Raw genomic sequence first — 15,396 nt, forward strand, 5'->3', positions numbered from 1 at the left:
GATCGTTCTTTTTTCTAATCGTGTGATCTGTGTGCTGGGCCCGTAGCGCTTTCGTTGCAGTGCCGCATAGAATGTTCCAGTTTACGTAAACGTCAATTCAACCAACTCTAGGAGCCGCAGCAATGAAGGTCTTGGTCCCTGTCAAGCGCGTGGTGGACTACAACGTGAAGGTCCGCGTCAAATCGGACAACACGGGTGTAGACATCGCCAACGTGAAGATGAGCATGAACCCCTTTGACGAAATCGCCGTTGAAGAGGCCGTGCGCCTGAAAGAAAAAGGCCTGGTGACCGAAGTCATCGCAGTCTCCTGCGGCGTGGCCCAGTGCCAGGAAACCCTGCGCACCGCCATGGCCATCGGTGCAGACCGCGCCATCCTGGTGGAAACCGACGTCGAGCTGCAGCCCCTGGCCGTTGCCAAGATCCTCAAGGCCCTGGTGGACAAAGAGCAGCCCGGTCTCATCATCCTGGGCAAACAAGCCATCGACGACGACGCCAACCAGACCGGCCAGATGCTCGCGGCCCTGGCAGACCTGCCCCAGGCCACGTTCGCCAACAAGGTAGAACTCTCGGCCGACAAGGTCAGCGTGACGCGTGAAGTGGACGGCGGCCTGGAAACCCTGCAGCTGTCGCTGCCAGCGGTCATCACCACCGACCTGCGCCTGAACGAGCCCCGCTACGTCACCTTGCCCAACATCATGAAGGCCAAGAAAAAGCAGCTCGATACCGTCAAGCCCGAAGACCTCGGCGTGGACGTGGCTCCGCGCCTGAAGACCCTCAAGGTGACCGAGCCCGCCAAGCGCGGTGCTGGCATCAAGGTGGCGGACGTGGCCGCTCTGGTCGAGAAACTCAAGAACGAAGCGAAGGTGATCTAAATGTCGGTACTCGTTATTGCTGAACACAACAACGCGTCCATCAAGGGCGCCACGCTGAACACCGTGACGGCCGCTGTGGCCTGCGGTGGCGACGTGCACGTGCTGGTGGCCGGCCACAACGCCGGTGCAGCCGCCGCCGCAGCCGCCCAGATCGCCGGTGTCGCCAAGGTCATCCACGCCGACGCCCCTGGCCTGGAACACGGCCTGGCCGAGAACGTGGCCGCGCAAGTGCTCGCCATCGCCTCCAGCTACAGCCACATCCTGTTCCCCGCCACCGCCAGCGGCCGCAACGTGGCCCCCCGCGTGGCCGCCAAGCTGGACGTGGCGCAGGTCAGCGACATCACCAAAGTGGTGAGCCCAGACACCTTCGAGCGCCCCATCTACGCCGGCAACGCCATTGCCACCGTGCAAAGCGCCGACAGCGTAAAGGTCATCACCGTGCGCGCCACGGGCTTTGACGCCGCAGCCGCCACGGGCGGTTCCGCAGCCGTTGAAACCGCCGCAGCCACCGCAGACGCTGGCAAGAGCAGCTTCATGGGCAGCGAAATCGCCAAGAGCGACCGCCCCGAACTCACGGCCGCCAAGATCATCGTCTCCGGTGGCCGAGCCCTCGGCAGCAAGGAAAAGTTCGACGAAGTGATGACCCCGCTGGCCGACAAGCTGGGCGCCGCTTTGGGTGCCAGCCGCGCGGCGGTAGACGCAGGCTACGCCCCCAACGACTGGCAAGTGGGCCAGACCGGCAAGATCGTGGCGCCGCAGCTGTACATCGCAGCGGGCATCTCGGGCGCCATCCAGCACTTGGCGGGCATGAAGGACTCCAAGGTGATCGTGGCGATCAACAAGGACCCTGAGGCACCGATCTTCAGCGTGGCCGACTATGGGCTGGAAGCGGATCTGTTCACGGCCGTGCCGGAGCTGGTGAAGGCCCTGTAAGAACGCCCCTGTGCGCACAAAGGCATCGCTCGCGATGCCTTTTTTTTGACGAAATTTTGCTTTCCCGGAGACACCCATGAGCTACACCGCCCCCGTCAAGGACATGCTGTTCGCCATCGAGCACCTGGCCAACATTGAACAGATTGCGCAGATTCCCGGCTTTGAAGACGCCGGCCTGGACACGGCGGCTGCCGTGCTGGAAGAGTGCGCCAAGTTCAATGAAGGGGTGCTGTCGCCGCTCAACTGGGAAGGCGACAAGAATCCATCGAGCTTTCAATCCGGCGTGGTCACCACCACCCCCGGTTTCAAGGAAGCCTTCCGCCAATATGGCGAAGGCGGCTGGCAAGGTCTGCAGCACCCGGCCGACTTTGGCGGCCAGGGCCTGCCCAAGACCATTGGCGCGGCCTGCATCGAGATGACCAACAGCGCCAACATGAGCTTCGCGCTGTGCCCGCTGCTGACCGATGGCGCCATTGAGGCGCTGCTCACCGCAGGCAGTGACGAGCTCAAGGCCACGTACCTTGAAAAGCTGGTCACCGGCGAATGGACCGGCACCATGAACCTGACCGAACCCCAGGCTGGTTCGGACCTGGCCCTGGTGCGCACGCGCGCCGAACCCCAGCCCGACGGGACGTACAAAATTTTCGGCACCAAGATCTTCATCACCTACGGTGAGCACGACATGGCCGAGAACATCATCCACCTGGTGCTGGCCCGCGTGCAGGGCGCACCCGAGGGCGTCAAGGGAATCAGCCTTTTTGTCGTGCCCAAATTCATGGTCAATAAGGATGGCACGCTGGGTGCGCGCAACGATGCACATTGCGTGAGCATCGAGCACAAGCTGGGCATCAAGGCATCGCCCACCGCCGTGCTGCAGTTTGGAGATCATGGCGGTGCGGTGGGCTATCTCGTCGGTCAAGAGAACCGCGGCCTTGAATATATGTTCATCATGATGAATGCCGCCCGGTACGCCGTGGGCATGCAGGGCATCGCGATCTCCGAGCGCGCCTACCAGAAGGCTGTGCAGTACGCCAAAGACCGCGTGCAGAGCCGCCCCGTGGACGGCAGCATCAACGCCAGCGCCGCCATCATCCACCACCCCGATGTGAAGCGCATGCTCATGACGATGCGCGCCACCGTGGAAGGCTGCCGTGCCATGGCCACCGTGGCCGCAGCAGCGTTCGATGCTGCCCACCACCACCCCGATGCGGAAACGCGCAAGCAGAACCAGGCGTTCTATGAATTCATGGTGCCGCTGGTCAAGGGCTACAGCACCGAGACCAGCCTGGAAGTGACCAGCCTGGGCGTGCAGGTGCATGGTGGCATGGGTTTCATCGAAGAAACCGGCGCGGCGCAGTACTACCGCGACGCCAAGATCCTGACCATCTACGAAGGCACCACGGCCATCCAGGCCAACGACCTCGTCGGCCGCAAGACGGCGCGTGACGGCGGCCAGACCGCCAAGGGCATCGCCGCACAGATCGAGAAGACCGAGGCCGATCTGTTGGCCAGCGGCACCCTCGCCGCGCTGGCAGTGGCCAAGCGCCTCACGGCGGCGCGCAAGGCGCTGCTCGATGTGATTGACTTTGTGGCCGGTGGCACCAAGGCCCAGCCCAACGCCGTGTTTGCGGGCAGCGTGCCTTACCTGATGCTGGCGGGCAATGTGGTGGCGGGCTGGCAGCTGGCGCGCAGCCTGCTGGTGGCACAGGACCTGTTGCAAAAGGGACAGGACGAAGCGTTCATGCGCGCAAAAATCACTACGGCCCAGTTCTACGCTGATCACATCCTGGTGAAGGCCCCGGGCCTGCGCGACAGCATTGTGGAAGGCGCGGCCAGCGTTACCGAGTTGTCGCTGGAAGCCTTTTGAAGGTTGAGCGTGTTGTGAGGAGACGGACTGCCCGCAGAGCGGGCAGCTTATTGATATACAAATGATAGCTGCTAGCGCTTGATGAATAAGCGCTAGAGCCCTATTTCATCCAAAAACCTGTTCAGGAAGTTGTTGCCATGTCCAAACTGCCCGCCGCGCTGCAAAACCTCTCGCTGCCTGTCATCGGCTCGCCGCTGTTCATCATCAGCAACCCCAAGCTCGTCATTGAGCAGTGCAAGGCGGGTGTGGTGGGCTCCATGCCCGCGCTCAATGCCCGCCCCGCTGAGCTGCTCGACGAATGGCTGGCCGAGATCACGGAGACGCTGGCTGCCTACAACAAGGCCAACCCCGACAAGCCGGCCGCGCCTTTTGCCATCAACCAGATCGTGCACAAGAGCAACGACCGGCTGGAGCACGACATGCAGGTGTGCGCCAAGTACAAGGTGCCGATCATCATCACCAGCCTGGGCGCGCGCGAGGATGTGAACCAGGCCGTGCATGCCTGGGGTGGCATCGTGCTGCACGACATCATCAACAACAAGTTTGCCCACAAGGCGATTGAAAAGGGCGCCGATGGCCTGATCGCCGTGGCCGCCGGTGCGGGCGGCCATGCGGGTGTGAAGAGCCCGTTTGCGCTCATCCAGGAAATCCGCCAGTGGTTCGACGGCCCCGTAGCGCTGAGTGGTTCCATCGCCAGCGGCGACGCAGTGCTGGCCGCGCAGGCCATGGGTGCAGACTTTGGCTACATCGGCTCGGCCTTCATCGCCACGCACGAAGCGCGTGCCAGCGATGCCTACAAGCAGGCCATCGTGGACGGCAACTCCGACGACATCGTCTACAGCAACCTGTTCACCGGCGTGCACGGCAACTACCTGGCTCCGTCGATTCGCGCTGCGGGCATGGACCCCGACAACCTGCCCGAGTCCGACCCCAGCAAGATGAACTTTGGCGGCGATGCCAAGAAGGCCTGGAAAGACATCTGGGGCTGCGGCCAGGGCATTGGTGCCATCAACGCCGTGACCAGCACCGCCGAGCTGGTGGGCAAGCTGCGCCGCGAGTACGAGGCTGCGCGCGCGCGCCTCAAGCTCTGATGCTGCGTTGAGTTTTTTGGGCTCCACACCGCCGCCGCTGCCCAGGGCGTGGTGGCCTTGGGCAAGAGGGCTTCATTCGCCCGCAGTGCGCCTGGTGTGCACTGCGGGCGAAGCTGTTTCTGGCGCTCCCGAGGCAAGGGCAAACCCCCATAAGCCGGTTCTGGTGGCTGCGGATAATGATGATGATCAATAACCAAAGTGCGTGTGCTTGGGTTGCTCGGTCAGCACATTCTTTGCAAGGTGGGTGCGTGATGTTTCGTTCTTTTCTGGTGCTGCTGGTTGCCTTGTGCACAGGTGGCCTGGGCCATGCCCGCAACGAGGGCGTGACCGCCGATGAAATCCGTCTCGGCGCATCGGCGGTGCTGTCGGGGCCGCTCGGACCACAGACTGCGCAGTATGGCGAGGGCTCGCGGCTCATGTTCGACGCGGTGAATGCGCAGGGCGGCGTGCATGGCCGCATGATCCGATACACCACACTTGACGACGGCTTCGATCCCCAGAAAGCGGTGGAGAACACGCGCCAGCTGCTGGATACCGACAAGGTCTTCATGATCTACAACAGCACCGGCACGGCGCAGACGGCCGCCATATTGCCCCTGATCAAGGAGCACCGCACCCTGCTGTTTGGCCCGGTCACGGGCGCTTCGGTGTTTCGGGAAACCCTCAACCCCTACGTCTTTCATGTGCGCGCAGGGTATGCGAGCGAGGCTGCAAAAATCGTCTCACAGCTGCGCCAGCAGGGCATCAGCCGCGTGGCCGTGTTCTACCAGGACGACGGACTGGGCAAAACCTTGCTGGCCGAACTCAAGAAAGCCTCCGATGAGGAAAAACTGGCCTTCGTGGCGGAGATCAAGGTAGATCCCAAACAGCCGGACTTCGCTGCTGCGGCGCAGGCCACCGAAAAGGCACAGCCCCAGGCCGTGATCGTTGCAACCGCAGGAACCACGTTCACCAGCTACATCAAGGCCGTGCAATCGACAGCGGCGCGGCCCGCGTACTACGGGTTCTCTGTAGCCAGCATGGACGTGATCCACCGCGAACTTAAAGAAAGGGCGCGCGGCATCATCCTCGCGCAGATCATGCCGTCGCTGCGCAGCACCACGGTGCCCGTGGTGGCCGAATACCTGGCCCTGCTGCGCGCCAAGTCCCCCAGCGCCCGGCCTTCGGCTTCGCAGTTCGAGGGATTCGTGCATGCCCGGCTGCTGGTGGAGGGGTTGCGCCGCACGGGGCGCAACCTGACCACGGAGTCTTTCATCAAGACGATGGAGGATGCCGGTGAAATATCCTTTGGGCGCTTTAACGTCAAATACTCGCCCAAGAGCCACAACGGCTCGACTTATGTGGAACTGGCCATAGTGGACGCGGAAGGGAGTCTGCGGTATTGAGCGGAGGTTTCACAACCCGTATGTCAGCTCCCGCGCCTTGCCCCAGAACACCCGGTACATGAAGATGGTGTAGGCAATGATCGCTGGCAGCGTGATGGCCACGCCGATGCCGATCACCACCAGCGATTCCTTGGCGCTGGCGGCCTGCCACACTGTGAGGCGGTCGATCACGATGTAGGGATAGATGCTGTAGGCCAGCCCCAGGAAGGCCAGCACAAAGATCAGCACGGTGGCCCCGAACACGATCCAGCCGTAGCCGGCCTGCACCACGCGCGGCGTGGCCAGCACATGGCGGATGGCAAAGAAGGCTGCCACACAGGCCAGCGGGATGGGCAGCAGCGCAAACAGCTCGGGCAGTACAAACCACTTGGCAAACACCGTCGGGCTGACCAGCGGCGTGGCCAGCGAAATCCCCATGAGCGCAAACCCCATGGGCCACAGCGCACCCTGGCCCCAGCGGGCGGCCTTGCGCTGAAGATCGCCATCGGTCTTCATGAGGAGCCAGCCCGCGCCCAGCATCGCGTAGGCCGCAGGCAGGGTGATGGCAATGCCTGCGGAAAACAGCAGGCCCCAGGTGTCGTTCTGAAAGCCGGTGATGTAGGCCCCCAGCATCCAGCCCTGGGCCAGGGTGGTCGCCAGTGAGCCGGCCGCAAACAGGCGGTTCCATGTGGTCTTGTGCGAGTCGCGGGCCTTCACGCGAAAGTCGAAAGCCACGCCGCGCAGTATCAGGCCCACCAGCATCACGGCCACCGGCAGGTACAGGGCCGACAGCACCACGCCGTGCGCGGTCGGAAAACAGATGAGCAGCACCCCCACGCCCAACACCAGCCAGGTCTCGTTGGCGTCCCAGAAAGGGCCGATGCTGGACACCATCACGTCCTTCTCCGCATCGGTGGCAAAGGGCAGGAGGATGCCCACGCCCAGGTCGTAGCCGTCGAGGATCACATAGGCCAGCAGGGCCAGGCCCATTACGGCCATGAAGATCAGGGGCAGGGCGGTGGCCCAGTTCAGTGCGTCCATGGAGGCCTCCTTAAACGGCGCGAGGGGCTGGCGCGGGATGGGACGCCGCCGGTGTGGGCATGGCTGGGTGTTCGGCCATGTACTTGATCACGCCCACATAGGCCACCAGCAGCAGCCCATAGACGATGAGATAGGCAGCCAGCGTGCTGGCCACCATGGCGGGCGCGTGGGGGGCCACGGCGTCGGCGGTCTTGAAAAGGCCATAGACCAGGTAAGGCTGGCGACCGATTTCGGTCACGTACCACCCGGCCAGCGTGGCCACCCAGCCTGAGAACGCCATACCCACCAGCGTGTAGAGCAGTGGCCGGGGCAGGGTGGCCAGGTCTTGCTTGCGGCGGCTATACAGCACAAAAGCACCCACCCAGGCCACGGCCAGCATGAGCAGGCCCACACCCACCATCACGCGGAACCCCCAGAACACGGGCGCCACGGGCGGATGGGCGCCTGGGAATTCGTTAAGCCCCTTCAGCTCGGCGTCGCTATCGTGCGCCAGGATCAGGCTGGCCGCCTTGGGGATCTGCAAGGCGTAGTCGGTGCGACCTTCCTTCTCGTTGGGCAGGCCAAACAGCGTAAGTGGCGCGCCCTTCTCGGTGTGCCAGATGCCCTCGATGGCGGCGATCTTGGCGGGCTGGTGCTCCAGCGTGTTGAGACCATGCAGGTCGCCCATGAAGATCTGCAGCGGGATCACGACGGCCACGGCGGTGATGGCCGTGCGCAGGGCCTTGCGCGTGCCTTCGTTGGCCGTGCCCTTGATGAACTGCCAGGCACTCACCCCGGCGATCAAAAAGCCTGCCGTGAGGGCCGATGCCAGCAGCTTGTGGCCCAGTCGGTAGGGGAAGGACGGGTTGAACACAATCGCCAGCCAGTCCACCGCGTGGAACTTGCCATCGATAATCTCGTAGCCCACGGGCGTCTGCATCCACGAGTTCAAACTCAAGATCCAGAAAGCCGACAGCGTGGTGCCAAAAGCCACCATGAGCGTGGCGACAAGGTGCATGCGCTCGGACACGCGCCCCCGGCCAAACAGCATGATGCCCAGGAAGGTGGCCTCCAGGAAGAACGCCGTCAGCACCTCATAGCCCAGCAGCGGTCCGGCAATGTTGCCCACATGCTCCATGAAGCCCGGCCAGTTCGTGCCGAACTGAAAACTCATGGTGATGCCCGACACCACGCCCAGCGCAAAGGTCAGCGCAAACACCTTGGTCCAGAAGTAGTAGGCCTGCTCCCAGCCCAGCGCCGCCGGTGTGCCGCGCGTGGCCGTGTGCCGCATGCGGAAGAACACCAGAAACCAGCACAGCGCAATCGTGATGGTGGGGAACAGGATGTGAAAGCTGATGTTGGCCGCGAACTGGATGCGCGAGAGCGTGAAGGCGTCCATGGCGTCAAACTCCTGAGGGATTGCTCTTTGGCGAGTGACTGCCCTTGCCGGTCAGCCGGTCCTTGAATTCGAGCACCCGGGTAACGGCGGTGCCCATGCCCATGAGCTGCATCGCTGTTTCAGGCGCCAGGCGCTGCACGTCGTCGAACCATGTCATGAGCCGGTCGATCAGTTCGTGCATCTCGCGCATGCGTTCCTGGGCGTGGCGCTCTTCATCGGAGGAGGGCTCTTCGAGCAGCGCCATGCGCAGCATCGACAAGGTGGGTTCGATCTCGCGGCGGCGGCGTTCCTCGGCCAGCACACGGAAGATCTCCCACACGTCCTTGGGTGCCTCGAAGTATTCGCGCCGGTCGCCCGGCTGGTGGCTCAGTTTCACCAGCCGCCAGGCCTGAAGCTCCTTGAGCCCCATGCTCACGTTGGAGCGCGAAAACTCCAGCGTTTCAGCAATCTCGTCGGCATTGAGCGGGCGAGGAGACAGGAAGATGAGTGCATACATCTGGCCGACCGTGCGGTTGATGCCCCAGCGGCTGCCCATCTCGCCAAAGTGGGCCACGAACTGGCGGTTCAGAGGGGGTAAATGGTTGACGTAGGTCATATAGGCACGTATTGTGCGCTTGATTTTTTGAAATTTCAGTAATTTCTGAAAATTCAGGAAATTGCATCCCCAGAAGGCGGGGTACCGCGGCAGGCTCTGGGGCTGCGCAAACTGCTGGATGCGGGGGACAATAGAGGTTCTTGTCTGCCGGTGCGGCCCCGCCTCGGCACATGCCATACCTCCCCGCTGCCATGTCTTCGTCTCCTTCCCGCATGCCCCTGATCGATATGGTCAAGGGCGTGGCGTGCATCACCATCGTCTGGCACCACCTGGCCTTTTATGGCCCGATGTCGGACATCGCCCAGCCTCTCGCCCCCGCCTTGATGGCCTGGCTGTATGACTATGGGCGCATGGCGGTGCAGGTGTTTCTGGTGCTGGGCGGCTACCTTGCCGCAGCCAGCCTGGCGCCCCAGGGCGTGGCGCGGTTTGACCATGCCGGCAATGCAGTGGCCAAGCGTTTTGTACGGCTGGTGGTTCCCTACGCGGTGGCGTTGTTGCTGACGGTGGTGGTGGCTGCCTTGGTGCGCCCCTGGATGGAGCACTCTTCTGTTCCGGAAGAACCCACCTTGGCGCAATTGCTGGCCAATGCCTTGCTGCTGCAGGACATCGTGGACGAAGATGCCCTGTCTGCCGGTGTCTGGTATGTGGCCATCGACTTCCAGCTTTTTGCATTGAGCGTGCTGCTCTGGGCGGGCGTCAGAGCCCTGCCGGGCGTGTGGGCCCAGCGGCACGGGGCTGTTTTGGCCCGGGTGCTCATCGTGGCAGGTGTGGCGGCGTCGCTGTGGGTTTTCAACCGCATGGCCGGGCTCGACATGTGGGCGATCTACTTCCTGGGTGCCTATGGCCTGGGCATGCTGGCGTACTGGGCTGTGCGCGCAGCCAGCCAGGTGGGGTGGCTGAGCGCCATGGTGCTGCTGGGCGGTGTGGCCCTGGCGCTGGACTTCCGGGGCCGCATCGTGGTGGCGCTCGTCACGGCGCTGTGCCTGGTGGTGGCGTTGCGGTCCGAACGTCTGCGTGCCTGGGGCGGTTTTGCGCCGCTGGTTCGCGTGGGGCAGATGTCTTACTCCATCTTCCTCGTGCACTTTGCCGTGTGCCTACTGGTCAATGCCGTGGTCAGCCACTTGTGGCCTGCTTCGCCGGTGCCCAATGCGCTGGGCATGCTGCTGGCGTTTGTCCTGTCCCTCGCCGCCGGGCGCCTGCTCTACCTGCGGGTAGAGCGGCATGTGCCCACCTGGTCCACCGCATTGCGCTGGCAGGCGGGGCTGGTGGGCACCGGTCTGCTGGTGGCTGTTACCAACAACGGGTTCTGAATGAGGGCTCGTGAAGAGCTCTTCAACGCTGTAGCTTGCGCTCGCGCCGCTTGCGCTGCCGGTCCAGAAACCAGGCCATGAAGGGCAGGATCAGCATCGAGCCCGGCATCACCCAGATGAACAGGTAGGGACTCACGGACGAGGCGGACCGCATCACATCCCGCAAGTGGGCGCGCTCTGCGGCATCCCAGTTGCCCTGGCGGCGCTGCTGCACCAGCCACACCACCGAGCCCTTCATGGTTGCCATCTCGCGCTTGAGGCGGCTCTTTTCGCGGCTGTTTCCCGCCAGGAAGGAGCAGAACCATTCAGGAGCCCGCTCCATTCGCCGCTGGAATGCGACCGTCGAGTCCGGGTCGAACTGGTCAATCGATGGAGGGATGTCTGGCGTGTGCGGTGCGGGCGGTGTGGTCATGGCGGCTGCCATTGTCGCGGCTCATGGCGCTTTGCACCACCCCAATCCGTGGCACTTGCACCCTCCAGGCAGGGCTCGCCGGGAATAGAAGGCGCGCAGTGCTCCAGCGGGCTCCAGCTACCCAATAGCCTCAGAAACCGGCGTGCTCAAAGGCCAGGGCAGCCAAGCAAGGGCCGCCCCGCAGCGAGGGTGGCGTCCCCCCGCCCGCAGTGCGCAGCGCTGTGAGAGCGAGGGGAAGGCGCGCAGCGCCTCAGGGGGTGTCCCGAATTCAACGATGCAGTTCGCCGGCACTTTCAGGCTGGTACAGGATGTCTTTCACGCGCACCGTCATTGACTTGCCGCCCGGTCCGGGCCAGGCCAGTTCATCGCCCACCGCCAGGCCCAGCAGGGCGCTGCCCACGGGCGCGAAGATCGAGATGCGGTCCGCAGTGCCATCCGCGTCGCGCGGGTAGACCAGGGTCAGGCAGAACTCCTTGCCCGTCTCCAGGATGGAGAACTGCACGGTGGAGTTCATGGTCACCACGTTGGGCGGGATGTCCTCGGGCGGCACCACATCGGCCCGGTCCAGCTCTGCTTGCAGGTCCGCCTTGCCCGGGAAGACACTGGCCGGGATGGCGGCCAGCAGGGCTTCGATGCGGTCAACGTCGAGCGACGACAGGATGATCTGGGGCTTGCGCGCCATGGCAGTACCTCTAAGGTGGTGACAAAGCGCGGGACTGTAGACCATCGCGAATCTCGCACTGCCGCGCGCGGTCAATCTCCCTGGATGTTGCGCGCCTTGATCAGGGCGCCAAACCGTGCGCTGTCGATGGAAGCCCGTGCGTTGAAGTCGGTGGGCGACATGGGGGCGGGCACCCCGCCCAGCGCCGTGATGCGGTCCTTGACGGCCTGTGTGCCCAGCACCTTGTTGATCTCGCGGTTCAGGCGCGTGACCACGTCGGGCGGTGTGCCCGCCGGTGCATAAAAACCAAACCAGGTGTCTGCGTCAAAGCCCTTCAGGCCCACTTCGTCCAGTGTGGGAACGTCCGGGAAGAGGGGTGAGCGCTTGGCGCTGCCCACGGCCAGCAGCCGGAGCTTGCCCGCTTTCACATGCGAGAGGCCGATACCCGGGTCGAACATGAAGTCCAGCTGCCCACCCAGCAGGTCCTGCATGGCCGGTGCCGCGCCCCGGTAGGGCACATGCACCGCAAATACATTGGCCTGGGTCTTGAGCATCTCGGCCGCCAGGTGGGGCGAGCTGCCGTTGCCCGGCGTGCCAAAGCTCAGCTTGCCGGGGTTGGCCTTCAGGTGCGCGAGGAACTCCTGGATGGTGTTGACCGGCAGTGTGGGGCGCACCTCCAGGAAGACCAGCACCCGTGCAGCAGCAGCCACGGGTGTCAGGTCCTTGACGGGGTCGAAAGGCATCTTGGGATACAGGTGCGGGTTGACCGACACCATGCCGCCCGAACTCATGAGCAGGGTATAGCCGTCGGCCGGGGATTTGGCCACGGCCTCCCCGCCGATGTTGCCGCCCGCACCGCCCCGGTTTTCCACCACCACCGGCTGTCCCAGCACGGCCTGCAGGGGCTGGGTGACGGCGCGCGCAATCTGGTCGGCGGCGCCCCCGGCGGGGAAGTTGACGATGACTTTGATCGGCTTGCTGGGCCAGGTGTCTGCCATGGCGGCGGTGCTGAGCAGCACGCTGGCAGCGGCGCATGCCAGCGTGCGCAGCAGGTGGCGGGTGGTTGGGGAGGGCGGGTTGTGAACGATGTGCATGGTTGTCTCCAGTCAAGGTGAGCGCCCGGGTGCGCCGGGTCTGGTGTGTTGTGGTGATGGGGTGAGCCGGGAAGAACGGTTTGTGCAGGGCCTGTCAGGCCACGTCCACCTCAACCAGGATGGCGCGCGGGCTGGCCAGTGCATCGCGCAGCACCTGGTGCAGCAAGGCGGGGTCGCTCACACGCACGGCCTCGCAGCCCTGGCCACGGGCGAGCGCGAGGAAGTCGAGATCCGGCAGGTCGGTGCCTTCGAGCTTGTCGCCTGCGTGGAAGCCGAAGGTGGGGGCAAACTCCTGCAGCGCCGCGTAGCGGCGGTTCTTGAGGATGATGAAGGTGATAGGCAGCTTCAGCTGCGCCGCGCTCCACAGGGCCTGGATGGAATACATCGCCGAGCCGTCGCCCAGCAGTCCGATCACCTTCTTGTCGGGTTTGGCCAGAGCCACGCCCACGGCGGCAGGCATGCCATAGCCCAGGCCGCCGCTGCACATGGTGTAGAAGGTTTCGCTTTGCACAATGGGCAGGTAGGCGTGCATGGCTGCGCGCGAGCTGGGCGCTTCTTCCACCACGATGGAGGCCGCATCGCGCACCTCGGCCAGGGTCTGCATCACATAGGGCACGCTCATCAGCGGCCCCGTGGGCTCCACACGCGGGCGTGCGGGGCGCGGTTGTGGCAAGGCGCGTGGCGGTGGTGCGGGGCGCGCCAGCAGGTCGAGCACCCCGAGCCGGATGCCGCCCACGGCCGAGGTGCCTTCAGGCGTCCAGGCGGCGGTGCCGGGGTCTTCAATCAGCTGCACCAGTTGCGCGCCCGGCGGCACATGCGGGCCAAAGCCTTCCACGTGGTAGGTGAAGGCGGCGGCGCCCAGCGCAAACACCAGGTCGTGCCTGCCGAGCAGCGCCACGATCTTCTCGCGCATGGCGGGCAGCACACCCGCAAACAGGCGGTGGTCTTGCGGGAAGCCGCAGCGGCCGGACATGGGCGCAATCCACACGGCAGCGTTGTGCCGCTCGGCCAGCGCCACCACCTCGTCCCAGGCACGGTCGCGGTCCACGGCGGCACCCACCACGAAGACGGGGCGCCGCGCGGCATCCAGCGCATCGCCAATGGCCTGCAGCACGCGGGGCTCGGGACGCGTTTCGGTGCTCACGGTGCGCGCCTTCAGCGGCTCGCAAGGCTTGTCCCAATCGTCGGCGGGGATAGACACCAGCACCGGCCCACGCGGCTGCTGCATGGCGATGTAGTAGGCGCGGGCGATGGCCAGTGGCACGTCTTCGGCGCGCGCGGGCTCCACGCTCCACTTCACGTAGGGCTTGGGCAGCTCGGTGGCCTGGCCCGAGAACAGGAAGGGGTCGAACGGCAGGATGGAGCGCGCCTGCTGCCCGGCCGTGATGACCATGGGCGTGCGGTTCTTGTGTGCCGTGAAGATATTGCCCATGGCGTGCCCCACGCCGGCCGCCGAGTGCAGGTTCACAAAGGCGGCGTTGTGGGTGGCCTGCGCATAGCCGTCGGCCATGCCCACCACCACCGATTCCTGCAGGCCCAGGATGTAACGGAAGTCGCTGGGAAAGTCGAGGAACAGTGGCAGCTCGGTGGAGCCCGGGTTGCCAAAGATGGTATCGATGTGAAAGCCGCGCAGCAGGTCGAGCACGGCCTCGCGCACGGTGGGGAGATGGGGTTGTTCTGAAGGCATCCCCGCATCTTCGGATGGCTTGCTCTATCCATCAATACAATGAAATGACTAATCGGTATTCACTCAATGCATATCAAAGACATCGACCTCAACCTGCTGCGCCTGTTCGATGCCGTCTACCGCACACGCAATGTGAGCCGCGCCGCCGACCTGCTGGACCTGACCCAGCCCGCTGCCAGCCAGGCGCTGACGCGGCTGCGCCTGCTCATCAAAGACCCGCTGTTTGTGCGCGCAGGCGGCGGCGTGCAGCCCACCCCCAAGGCCGACCGGCTGGCCAACGCCGTGCGCAGCGCGCTGGGCCTGCTGGAAGAGGCCCTGAACGAGTCGGCCTTGTTCGATCCTCTGCAGTCGCGCAAGGTCTTTCGCATCCACATGAGCGATATTGGCGAGGGCCGCTTTCTGCCCGACCTGATGGTGGCGCTGCAGCGCCAGGCGCCCGGCGTGCGGCTGGAGACATTGCCCGTGCCACGCCACGAGATCCCCCAGCGGCTGGACAGCGGTGCCATCGACTTCGCCTTTGGCTTTTTGCCCACGGTGAAGGATACGCAGCGTGTGCAACTCCTCCAGGATCGCTACGTGGTGCTGCTGCGCGCAGGCCACCCCTTCGCCGCCACCAGGCGCAGCGGCCCTGTCCTGCTCAGCGCCCTGCACCAGCTGGAGTTTGTGGCCGTGCGCACCCACTCCGACACCCTGCGCATTCTGGAGATGCAACAGTTGCAGGACCGCATCCGCCTGACCACCGAGCACTTCATGGTGCTGCCCGCCATCGTGCGGGCCACGGACCTGGCCGTGGTCATGCCCCGCAACATCGCACGCACTTTTGCGGCCGACGGTGGCTACACCCTGATCGAGCCCGCACTGCCGCTGCGCGACTTCACAGTGTCGCTGCACTGGAGCCGCCGCTTTGAAAGCGACCCCGGCAACCAGTGGATGCGGGGGCTGATCGAGCAGCTGTTCAAGGAGTAAACCGGGCCAAGGCCGCGCGCATGCTTGCGGGGGCGGAGGGCAAGCACGCAGCACCAAATGGCTGTATATTTATAAGGGGTATCCACTTAGCTCCAGTGGCACCCTGGATGCTGTGTTTTTATAAG

At 64.4% G+C, this 15,396-nt stretch carries 14 protein-coding genes; 7 read left to right on the plus strand and 7 right to left on the minus strand.

The genetic code is table 11. The features are described from left to right. The first annotated feature begins 122 nt into the window (after positions 1-122). The 5 genes from ACODS0_RS24440 to ACODS0_RS24460 all read left to right on the plus strand — a co-directional run bounded on the left by ACODS0_RS24440 (position 123) and on the right by ACODS0_RS24460 (position 6,148). A complete protein-coding gene (locus tag ACODS0_RS24440; RefSeq protein WP_121507084.1) occupies positions 123-872 on the plus strand; it encodes an electron transfer flavoprotein subunit beta/FixA family protein in 750 nt (249 codons plus the stop codon). After that, positions 873-1,805: an electron transfer flavoprotein subunit alpha/FixB family protein gene (locus ACODS0_RS24445; RefSeq protein WP_488837721.1), complete on the plus strand. Its 933-nt coding sequence runs from the start codon at positions 873-875 to the stop codon at positions 1,803-1,805. Positions 1,806-1,881: 76 nt separating this feature from the next. After that, positions 1,882-3,672 carry an acyl-CoA dehydrogenase gene (locus tag ACODS0_RS24450; protein WP_488837723.1) on the plus strand — a complete coding sequence of 597 codons (1,791 nt, stop codon included), beginning with the start codon at positions 1,882-1,884 and terminating at the stop codon, positions 3,670-3,672. Positions 3,673-3,809: 137 nt separating this feature from the next. Further along, a complete protein-coding gene (locus ACODS0_RS24455) occupies positions 3,810-4,763 on the plus strand; it encodes an NAD(P)H-dependent flavin oxidoreductase (RefSeq protein WP_055394253.1) in 954 nt (317 codons plus the stop codon). A 251-nt stretch (positions 4,764-5,014) separates the two neighbouring features. After that, positions 5,015-6,148 carry an ABC transporter substrate-binding protein gene (locus tag ACODS0_RS24460; protein WP_488837726.1) on the plus strand — a complete coding sequence of 378 codons (1,134 nt, stop codon included), beginning with the start codon at positions 5,015-5,017 and terminating at the stop codon, positions 6,146-6,148. A gap of 9 nt (positions 6,149-6,157) precedes the next feature. Here ACODS0_RS24460 and ACODS0_RS24465 read toward each other — a convergent pair whose 3' ends face one another. Genes ACODS0_RS24465 through ACODS0_RS24475 form a run of 3 tightly spaced genes read right to left on the minus strand, consistent with a single transcriptional unit; the run spans position 6,158 to position 9,141 of the window. Next, entirely contained in the window at positions 6,158-7,168 is a 1,011-nt protein-coding gene (locus tag ACODS0_RS24465) for a cytochrome d ubiquinol oxidase subunit II (protein WP_488837728.1), read from the minus strand. A gap of 10 nt (positions 7,169-7,178) precedes the next feature. After that, positions 7,179-8,546 carry a cytochrome ubiquinol oxidase subunit I gene (locus tag ACODS0_RS24470; protein ID WP_488837730.1) on the minus strand — a complete coding sequence of 456 codons (1,368 nt, stop codon included), beginning with the start codon at positions 8,544-8,546 and terminating at the stop codon, positions 7,179-7,181. Between the two features lie 4 nt (positions 8,547-8,550). Further along, positions 8,551-9,141 (minus strand): GbsR/MarR family transcriptional regulator, encoded by a 591-nt coding sequence (locus ACODS0_RS24475; RefSeq protein ID WP_121419442.1) that lies wholly within the window; start codon positions 9,139-9,141, stop codon positions 8,551-8,553. Positions 9,142-9,332: 191 nt separating this feature from the next. Between ACODS0_RS24475 and ACODS0_RS24480 the strand changes: the two genes are divergently transcribed. Further along, on the plus strand, positions 9,333-10,451 hold the full coding sequence (locus tag ACODS0_RS24480) for an acyltransferase family protein (protein WP_488837732.1): 1,119 nt from the start codon (positions 9,333-9,335) through the stop codon (positions 10,449-10,451). 22 nt (positions 10,452-10,473) lie between these two features. On the opposite strand, the gene ACODS0_RS24485 is transcribed toward ACODS0_RS24480, so the two are convergent. From ACODS0_RS24485 to mdlC, 4 genes are all read right to left on the minus strand, one after another. Then, positions 10,474-10,863 carry a hypothetical protein gene (locus tag ACODS0_RS24485; RefSeq protein WP_488837734.1) on the minus strand — a complete coding sequence of 130 codons (390 nt, stop codon included), beginning with the start codon at positions 10,861-10,863 and terminating at the stop codon, positions 10,474-10,476. Between the two features lie 268 nt (positions 10,864-11,131). Next, entirely contained in the window at positions 11,132-11,545 is a 414-nt protein-coding gene (gene rnk / locus ACODS0_RS24490) for a nucleoside diphosphate kinase regulator (protein ID WP_055394263.1), read from the minus strand. A 71-nt stretch (positions 11,546-11,616) separates the two neighbouring features. Beyond that, complete coding sequence (locus ACODS0_RS24495; RefSeq protein ID WP_121419443.1) at positions 11,617-12,618, minus strand: Bug family tripartite tricarboxylate transporter substrate binding protein; 1,002 nt, start codon at positions 12,616-12,618, stop codon at positions 11,617-11,619. A 94-nt stretch (positions 12,619-12,712) separates the two neighbouring features. Beyond that, positions 12,713-14,305 carry a benzoylformate decarboxylase gene (gene mdlC, locus ACODS0_RS24500; protein WP_488837736.1) on the minus strand — a complete coding sequence of 531 codons (1,593 nt, stop codon included), beginning with the start codon at positions 14,303-14,305 and terminating at the stop codon, positions 12,713-12,715. A 66-nt stretch (positions 14,306-14,371) separates the two neighbouring features. Between mdlC and ACODS0_RS24505 the strand changes: the two genes are divergently transcribed. Then, a complete protein-coding gene (locus tag ACODS0_RS24505; RefSeq protein ID WP_488837738.1) occupies positions 14,372-15,271 on the plus strand; it encodes a LysR family transcriptional regulator in 900 nt (299 codons plus the stop codon). Positions 15,272-15,396 lie beyond the last annotated feature (125 nt).

It is taken from the genome of Acidovorax sp. FG60, from assembly GCF_057808995.1.

What these genes read in the sequence shown, in the direction of transcription:
- ACODS0_RS24440 (WP_121507084.1), top strand. Translation starts at nt 123, where the DNA reads ATGAAGGTCTTGGTCCCTGTCAAGCGCGTGGTGGACTACAACGTGAAG.
- ACODS0_RS24445 (WP_488837721.1), top strand. Translation starts at nt 873, where the DNA reads ATGTCGGTACTCGTTATTGCTGAACACAACAACGCGTCCATCAAGGGC.
- ACODS0_RS24450 (WP_488837723.1), top strand. Translation starts at nt 1,882, where the DNA reads ATGAGCTACACCGCCCCCGTCAAGGACATGCTGTTCGCCATCGAGCAC.
- ACODS0_RS24455 (WP_055394253.1), top strand. Translation starts at nt 3,810, where the DNA reads ATGTCCAAACTGCCCGCCGCGCTGCAAAACCTCTCGCTGCCTGTCATC.
- ACODS0_RS24460 (WP_488837726.1), top strand. Translation starts at nt 5,015, where the DNA reads ATGTTTCGTTCTTTTCTGGTGCTGCTGGTTGCCTTGTGCACAGGTGGC.
- ACODS0_RS24465 (WP_488837728.1), bottom strand. Translation starts at nt 7,168, where the DNA reads ATGGACGCACTGAACTGGGCCACCGCCCTGCCCCTGATCTTCATGGCC.
- ACODS0_RS24470 (WP_488837730.1), bottom strand. Translation starts at nt 8,546, where the DNA reads ATGGACGCCTTCACGCTCTCGCGCATCCAGTTCGCGGCCAACATCAGC.
- ACODS0_RS24475 (WP_121419442.1), bottom strand. Translation starts at nt 9,141, where the DNA reads ATGACCTACGTCAACCATTTACCCCCTCTGAACCGCCAGTTCGTGGCC.
- ACODS0_RS24480 (WP_488837732.1), top strand. Translation starts at nt 9,333, where the DNA reads ATGTCTTCGTCTCCTTCCCGCATGCCCCTGATCGATATGGTCAAGGGC.
- ACODS0_RS24485 (WP_488837734.1), bottom strand. Translation starts at nt 10,863, where the DNA reads ATGACCACACCGCCCGCACCGCACACGCCAGACATCCCTCCATCGATT.
- rnk (WP_055394263.1), bottom strand. Translation starts at nt 11,545, where the DNA reads ATGGCGCGCAAGCCCCAGATCATCCTGTCGTCGCTCGACGTTGACCGC.
- ACODS0_RS24495 (WP_121419443.1), bottom strand. Translation starts at nt 12,618, where the DNA reads ATGCACATCGTTCACAACCCGCCCTCCCCAACCACCCGCCACCTGCTG.
- mdlC (WP_488837736.1), bottom strand. Translation starts at nt 14,305, where the DNA reads ATGCCTTCAGAACAACCCCATCTCCCCACCGTGCGCGAGGCCGTGCTC.
- ACODS0_RS24505 (WP_488837738.1), top strand. Translation starts at nt 14,372, where the DNA reads ATGCATATCAAAGACATCGACCTCAACCTGCTGCGCCTGTTCGATGCC.